The sequence below is a fragment of the Pseudomonas sp. PIC25 genome (assembly GCF_002286785.1).
In the GTDB taxonomy this organism is placed as follows: domain Bacteria; phylum Pseudomonadota; class Gammaproteobacteria; order Pseudomonadales; family Pseudomonadaceae; genus Pseudomonas_M.
Genome location: NZ_MUJY01000056.1, coordinates 1 through 8,979 on the forward strand (window position 1 = coordinate 1; position 8,979 = coordinate 8,979).

An 8,979-nucleotide genomic window follows, 5' to 3' on the forward strand; every position below is an offset into this window, starting at 1 on the left:
CTTCGGTCAGATCGACGATATGCAGGACTGGTACGCGTCGTTGAGCGAGCGGGGCCTGATTGACGGCCCACTGTCCGTTACCGGCTACAGCCTGGGCGGACATTTGGCCACGGCCTTCAACTTGCTGCACCCGGGCGTGGCGCAGCAGGTGGTGACCTTCAACGGTGCCGGGGTCGGAAAGATCAAGGACGGGCAGGGCGACCTGGCCAGCGTCATGGCTTACTTCGATGGTTTGCGCAACGACCCGGCACGGATTGAAGCAACCATTACCAAACCGGAATTATTGAAACTCTATCTTGAACTGCGTACCGAGCTCTCCGCCCTGATCGAGGCGGCTACGGCCTACAGCAGCAAGCAAGCCCAAAGTGCGTTCGACAGTTTCATGCAGCGTGCCGATGATCGTCTCATGGCTATTTGGCCAGCCGATCCGCTCGCTCGAGAGATTGATACTTTGGAACGGCCCAGAGCACGTATTCAGGCGGCACTTGAACGGGTCGGCTTGATCTTCGTCGAGGCCCATCGCGCGCCTGAGTTATCGTCGGGCGGTGATACGCCAAGCAAACCGGCGAACATTCCCGACAGTTCCATTGCCCAGCAAGGTCTCGACTACCAGATGGCCGTTCTGCTCACCGCCGAGCGTACCGAAGCCGTGCAGTTGCTCGGCAATACGGCGCAGACCTTTTTCGGCCGGCAGTTCGCGGATGAGGCAGACCTGGCTGGCAACCAATTCGACGTAATGGGCGTCGGCGAGCCCTCGGCGGTGGCCAACTCGCAGATTCACTACGGGGCCGACATCAAGGTCTTTATCGAGGATCAGCCGCTGATGCGTGGCGACATCCTTAAAGAGGCCATCGCGGCGTCGTTTGGCTACACGGACGTCAAGCTGCTGGTGCCCAACTATGCGGATAACGATTTTGGTGACACTCACAGTCTGGTACTGATCCTCGACTCGCTGAACGTGCAGAACACCCTGCTGCAACTGGTGCCCGAGGCGCAGCGTCAGCAGGCGGAAGGCACGCTGGTCGACATCCTGCGCAGTGCCTCCTGGTGGCAGCGCGATACCAATTCCGGCCAAGGCAAAGCCGAAGGCGATGTGCTGGAAAACATGGTCAACGCGTTGGCGCAAATGTTCCTGGGTGACGATAAAGCGGCAAGCCTCAAGCTCAATGGCAATCCGAATGGCAACACCTGGGCCGAGGTCGAGAACAGTGACGCCTACACTGGGCGTGAAGCGCTGTATGCGGCATTGAATGAAGTTCAGAAGAGCACGGCCTATCAGGCATTGCTCGGCAAAGCCGAGCTGGTTATCCCGAGCACGGATGGGCAGGCTGCTCGCACCGACTTTGCCCAGTTCCTCGCGCTGTATAGCCTGTCGCCGTTTGCATTCAAGGCGGACGATGCGGCATTGGCCGACCTCAAGAGTGCACAAGGCCCGTTGGCTGCTGCTTGGGAGAGCGATCGGCAGCTCGCCCCTGCCGACATCGCCGCGGGTTTCGCGAACTTCAGCGATACCTGGCTGCAGGATCGTGCCGACCTACTGGCCTTAAAACTGCGCTTTGGCAGTGAGAATGCAAACCCCATCAATCCGGTCGCCCCGTCTCCGATCGCCTATGGCGGGTACTTCGCAACCTTCTATGAGGATGCAGCCAGCGGTTATCGAGTCGCCCAAGGGTTCAATCCCGACGACATACCGAACTACGTGCACCGAGTCCGCTTTGGTAGCAAGGATGGCGATACGCTGACGGGCGATCTGGTTTCAGACCATCTTTATGGCATGGCCGGCGACGACGTCCTTAACGGCGAAGCCGGACAGGACTACCTCGAAGGCGGCAGTGGCGATGACATGCTCAATGGTGGAGGAGGCAGCGACACCCTCGTGGGTGGTTCCGGCGACGACGTTCTGATTGGCGGTGCCGGTAATGACGTTCTCGGCGGAGGAACTGACAATGATAGCTATGTATTCGAGGGTAAATTCGGTTACGACACGATCCAGGACAGCGACGGCAAAGGCAGCATCAAGGTGGATGGCGCCGTCATGAGCGGAGGCGAAAAGATCGCCGAAGGTGTTTATCGCGAGTCTGCCACGGGATGGACGTTTACGCGGGTCGATAACGATCTGCTGATTACCAACGCGAATAGAACCGATGCCATTCGCATCGCCAACTGGAGCAAGGAACGGAGTCTCGGTATCACCCTGGCTGACGAGGCCTCCGAGCCGGTTATCGACACTCCCATCACCGGCGACTTCATCAAGCAACGGGACGGCTCCCAGTACGTAACCAGCGCTACAGGCTACGCCAGCGCCGGCCCGCAGGCCGATACTGACGATGTGTTGCTGGGCACCGGTGGTGCCGATGACATCATTGCGGGTGGAGGGAACGATGGCGTTCTTGCCGGTGCTGGCGATGACCTGATCGATGGTGGCGCAGGCAATGACTTGCTTATCGGCGGACAAGGTGCCGATCAAATCTTCGGGGGCGACGGCGTCGATTATATCTTTGGGAGTCTCACGGGGCATATCGAGCGCCCAGTGGCTGTGGATTTCACCCCGGTAGTAGCGTCCGGGCCGGAAGTGACTCGGGGTTTCAACTGGGTGGTATATCAGGATTCCGATTCCCAGATCGTGAAAGGCTATGGTTCCTCCAGCCTGCTAACGGTCTCGGATGATGAAGGAAACTTCATATCCGGAGGGAAGGGAAACGATCATATCGATGCGGGCACGGGTAACGACACTGTACAGGGAGATCAAGACGACGACGCCATTTCTGGAATGGCTGGAAATGATTTTCTCCTTGGTGGCGAGGGTAATGACACTCTTTATGGCGATGGTGTTCGAAGTTCCAAATACTTCTCGTATACCCCATTGGAAAAGGATGGTCATGATCTTCTGCTGGGAGGAGAGGGTGACGATTACCTTGTCGGTCAAGGTGGGCGCGATACGCTTTCCGGTGGATTGGGCAAAGACAAATTATTCGGAGACGAACGTTGGAACGAAACCAACGGATTGACGCCATCCAGCTTGCTCAATGATGACTATCTCGATGGGGGTGAGGACGACGATTACTTGGAGGGTGGCGGTAAAGACGACGTTCTTATTGGTGGCGCGGGAAATGACAATCTTTGGGGCGATGCCGATACGGTGTTCCTGAAAGGGGAAAGCCATGGCCAGGATACTCTCGATGGAGGGGACGGCGATGACACCCTTTGGGGCGGTGGTGGGCAGGATTTTCTCAAAGGCGGAAACGGTGCGGATTTCCTTCACGGAGACGGCGACGACCTGGCCGAGTCTTTTCATGCGGACGACCGTTTGGACGGCGGCGATGGAGACGATGGGCTGTGGGGCTATGGTGGAAACGATACCCTGATCGGCGGGGCTGGAAATGATTGGCTTGCCGGAGAAGATCAGAAAAGTACAGGCAATATATCGTCCACGCTGTCTGGAGACGATTATTTGGACGCTGGAGACGGCGATGACGTCCTGATCGGCGGCAACGGCAACGACACCCTGTTGGGTGGGCTCGGCAATGATTCCCTGATGGGAGGAGCCGGCGACGATTTGCTGATCGGCGGCACCGGAAATGACTCCTTGCTCGGAGGAGAAGGCGATGATCGCTATGTTGTCGAAAAAGGCGATGGTAGCCAGACAGTGCTGGTCCAGGATACAGGCGGTAACGATGTACTTGTGATTAATGGTGAACTCAGCGCAAGCAAACAGCTGCCAGAGCAGGGCGATCTGGTCCTGTTGCTTGGTGAACCTCAGGGTGCCATGTCTATCCATATCAAGGAGGCGCTCAGAGGGAGTATCGAAAAGATCCAGATAGGGTCTGAGTCCGAAATTTCTTTCAAGGATTGGGTCGCGGAGAACGTAACGCACTCCCTGACGCTATCCAGCTCGAAAGTTGGAGAAACACTATTCACGGGTGCCGGCGCGGATGTCATTGGTATTAATCATTCGAGCGCAACCGTTGAGGCTGGTAGAGGCAATGACACGCTTACGCTGGGTAGCGGAACCAGCGCGGGGCTGGTTGCGATCTTCAATCAGGGCGACGGGCAGGATGTTGTAAACGGAGCCGTAACGAGCACATCGCTCGCTTCGCGCAAAGCCAATATCGCCAGATTTGGCGATGGAATCGAAAGCAGCTCATTGCAACTTATCGCAACACGTGGGACATCTTCGGCCGCAAATCTATATGTCCGGTATGGTAATGCGGGTGACATGTTCAAGGTCACGTTGACCTCCATTTCTGGAGGTGTATCGCGGCCTTTTGACGTGTTCGAGTTTGCAGACGGTACTGTTTTGACATGGGATGAGCTTGCCAGTCGCGGTGTTCTCTATGACGCTTCCACCGCCAGCTCCATCGCTGCCGTTGGAACGATCTTGAATGACACTATCATGGGTAGTGCGGGCGTTGACACGATCAAGGCCGGCGACGGTGATGACGTTATTGATGGCGGCGCCGGTAACGATAACCTGAGCGGGAACAATGGAGCAGATATCTATCTGTTTGGAAGAGGCTTGGGAAATGACACGATTACAAATGCTGATAGCGACTCTTTGAACGTCCGCCCGGATACCGTCAGGATTATTGAGGGGATCAAACCGGAAGAGATTATTTTTCAGCGGTCGGGCAATAATTTACTGTTGAAAATTACCGATGCATCAGATGTTTTGACGATTTCTGGCTATTTCCTGTCGGATGCGACGACTTCGTCTGCGGTGGAGTTGATCGAATTCGAGGACGGAACCCGCCTGGATATCGATGCGGTGAAACTACGTGTTCTTGTTCCAACCGCTGGTAACGATTCGATCACGGGCTATGCATCGAATGATCGACTTGTGGGAGACGAAGGAAATGACAGGCTATTGGGGCAGGCAGGTAATGATCTGCTCGAAGGAGGGAGTGGTGCGGACACGCTAATGGGTGATGCGGGTTCGGATACGCTTGTGGGAGGGGCGGGAAATGACAGCCTCAATGGCGGTCTTGGTGATGATGTTTACTTATTTGCCAAGGGGTTCGGCTCGGATACTCTGAATGCATACGATACCGCTGCGAATAAGTACGATCGAATTGAATTCCTGGATATCGCTCGCGGAGAAGTGAGTTTCGCTCGTTATTTTGATGATCTTTCGATAAGTGTACCTGCCACCGGCGACGTTTTGCGGATAGTGAGCTTCTTCGCTCAAGATGGGAATAGTGCTTATAGAGTGAATGAGCTCAAGTTTTCCGATGTGGCTTTTACGAAAGATGATTTACTTGAAGAAATTCTCAAGCCTACTTCGGGCAATGATACATTGACCGGATACTCGACACCGGACCTGCTCCATGGCGAGGATGGAGACGACCAGCTAAGTGGAGAGGCTGGAAACGATACTTTGGCAGGCGATGAAGGCAACGACACGTTGCGCGGTGGCGATGGCCAGGATCTGCTCGTGGGTGGGAGTGGCAATGACTGGCTTGAGGGCGGCAAAGGAAATGATGTTTATCGTTTCTATCGTGGTTTTGGGCAAGACACTATAAGCGCCTGGGAAAATTCACCTGCAAAAGAGGACGTAATCGAGTTTTCGGACATTGCTTCTACGGAAGTTGTCGTAACTCGGAGCGGAAGTTCTCTGCTTCTTTCAGTGCCCGTTACTGGGGATTCGGTACTGGTGAATGACTATTTTCATGCTGAATCCGATCAGCAATATAAAGTCCAGAAAATACTATTTTCGGATGGCGTGGCATGGGCTACCGAGGATGTTGCCGCGGCATCTCTTGTCGCGACCGATGGTGATGATCGGCTTTATGGTTTTAGCGCAGATGAGCACATAGAGGGCGGTTCAGGGAATGATTATATAGACGGTGGGGCAGATAACGATTATCTGGCTGGCTCGCTCGGAAATGACAGTCTCTATGGCGCTATGGGTGATGACACGCTCGATGGGGGGGCTGGCAACGATCTCCTTGACGGTGGGTTGGGTAATGATGTCTACCGTTTTGGCCAAGGATTTGGAAACGATACGATTTCTTCCAATAGTGGGGCCGCTGAAAAAATCGACTCTATCGAATTTCTGAATATGACTTCTACCGAAGTCATTGTGGTGCGGGAATCCGACAGTTTGCTTTTGAGAGGCCCTATGACGGGCGACTCGCTTTTGGTATCCAGCTACTTTTCCTCGGATGCAACGAGCCCCTGGCGGGTTGAGTCGATTCGTTTTGCGGATGGTGTCAGTTGGTCAGTAGAGGATGTCAAGAAATTATCCTTGAACGGCACGAGTGAGAATGACCAGCTCTATGGTTTCTCGTCGGACGATATCCTGTCCGGTGGAAATGGGCAGGATAATTTGGAGGGCATGGCGGGAAATGATCTTCTCTTCGGTGAGGCGGGTAATGATACGGTTTCCGGTGGCGACGGTGATGACACGATAGTCGGTGGTAGTGGCGACGATGTGCTGTTGGGTGGGGCCGGTAAGAATACTTTCAAATTCGAACGTGGCGATGGAGTGGATACGGTCAATGGGAACTATGAAAAAGGCTCGATTATTGAATTTGGTGAATCAATAAAGCCGGCTGATGTAATGGTTAGCCGCTTGGCGAATTTGCGAGAGGACTCGCTTCGGCTCACTGTAAAGTCGGAGGGAGGCGAGATATCCAATCTTATAGCGGTATCAAATTATTTTAGTGGCTCGGATGAGGTTGAGATAATCAGTTTCAGCGACGGAACGCAATGGAATAGAGGCTATATTCTCGATCGATTGCTAGTGGGAGGGGAGGGGGCCGACTCGATTCTGGGTTACGCTGGAGATGACTCCATCGTGGGGGGCGCAGGTAACGATATACTTAGTGGCCTGGCTGGCAATGATTATATAAATGGAGAAGTCGGCGGTGACCGTCTGTTTGGCGGAGAAGGAAACGATACTCTGCTGGGGGGCGATGGAAATGACACCCTGTGGGGTGAGGCAGGTTCGGACTTATTGGAGGGCGGTTCTGGAGATGATCGTCTGCAGGGAGATTTTGGCGCTGATACCTATGTGCAGACGTTAGGAAGCGGTGACGATGTCATCACTGAGGCATACGATGAGAACGGGGCTGACATTGATGTCGTATCGTATGGCCCTGGAATCTCTTTAAGCGATCTATCGTTTCATAGGCTATTTGACTCCAGTTATGGCTCTTATCTTGTCATTTATAATTCTCGAGACAAGAGCGAGCTGTCGGTGGCGCATTTCTTTGGTAAAGAAACGCGGCGCGTAGAACTTTTGAAGTTTGCAGACGGCTCATCCGCTGATCTGAACTATATTCTGGATAATGTCCAATATGGTGCGGCTGATACGTTGAGTGGCACCGGGGCAAATGACAGCTATGTGATTGATAACGAGTTTGATGTCATCGTTGAATCTGAGGCGGCTGGTGTGGATATTGCCTACTCGTCGCGCACATATACGCTACCCAAGAATGTCGAAAATCTTACCCTGACTGGATTCCTTGATTTGAATGCAACAGGGAATGAACTCGATAATATATTGGTTGGAAATGACGGTGATAATGTAATTCGGGGAGGGGAAGGGGAGGATACAGGTATAGGAGGGGTAGGGGATGACATTTATTACGATGTAGAGTCTGTAATAGAGCAGGAAAATGGTGGAATAGATACTTGGTATAGTTATACGGGTGGAGTTTTGCCAGATAATATGGAGATTTATCACCTTGGGAATGGTACGAGTTATTATTATATATTTAACATTGCCGCGATAGGTAATGGTCTGGATAATACGCTCTATACACGAGGAAGGGGCATACAGAACGACACGTTGGATGGTGGGTTGGGGGCCGACACAATGATTGCGCTCGGCTTCGACTCGGCTATTTACTATGTGGATAACCCAGGCGATGTAGTAGTGGCCTCCTCCTCTGCCTTTGGCGGTTCGGGCGATGAAGTGCGTAGCACCATAGATTATACGCTCGGTCAGTATGTCGAGAATCTGGTCTTGCTGGGTGAAAAGGCTGTTACCGGGGTGGGTAATTCGCTTAATAACAGGTTGGACGGCTCTCAAAGTGCCATTCGAAATGTCTTGATCGGGGCGGCCGGAGATGACAGTTATATTTTAGGTATTGGCGATGAGGTTGTTGAATTAGAGGGGGAGGGGAATGATTCTGTCACCTTCGTGGCGGAAAACGCTGCTGGTTATTCAGCCTCTGCATATCAGAATGTTGAGAGTTTTATCCTTGCTGATTCGTCCGGTTGGGCCAGTTTTATCGGTAGTGAAAAAGATGAAAGGATTACGGGTAATCGTTACGGAAACTCTTTGATAGGCGGCGCAGGTAACGATTCCCTGAGCGGTGGAGAAGGGGGTGATACCTATTCTGGCGGCGCCGGTGATGATGAGTTGCGTGATTCTTCAAGCGCCAGTCAAGACATATACCTTTGGGGCAGAGGAAGCGGACATGATTCGCTTATAGACAACGGAGGTATCGACAAGCTTCAGGTAGAAGGCTCTGTCACTGCAGAGCAGCTTTGGTTCGACCGCATGGGCAATAACCTGAGGGTTTCGATAGTCGGTACCAATGATCAATTCGTGATCAAGGATTGGTATTCGGATTCGACCTATCGATTGGAGTCTGTTGTCTTGGCTGATGGCCGGATTTTGCTTGAGTCGAAAGTACAGACTTTGGTCGACGCCATGGCCGCGTTCGATGTGCCCAGCGGTGAAGGCAAGGTGATCCCCCAGGATGTGAAAGACACCTTGAAACCGATACTGACCGAAGCCTGGGAACTTCCTATCGACAATACCAGCAACCAAACGGGAAGCACTGATACTGATACCCAGATAGAAAACAATGGTGCCACCCCGACGCCACCTCCCAGCCTCAACACCCTGACCGGCACGGACAGTGCCGAAGAGCTGCGCGGCACAGCGCTGGATGATCGCATCGATGGCCTGGCCGGCAACGACGTCCTTCGTGGCGAAGATGGCAATGACCTGCTCGATGGCGGTGC

1 protein-coding gene is annotated in these 8,979 nt (G+C 53.4%); it reads left to right on the top strand.

Annotated elements, in window-relative coordinates:
• On the top strand, nt 1-8,979 hold an 8,979-nt coding region (locus BZL41_RS29270; protein ID WP_305884102.1), incomplete at both ends, for a calcium-binding protein.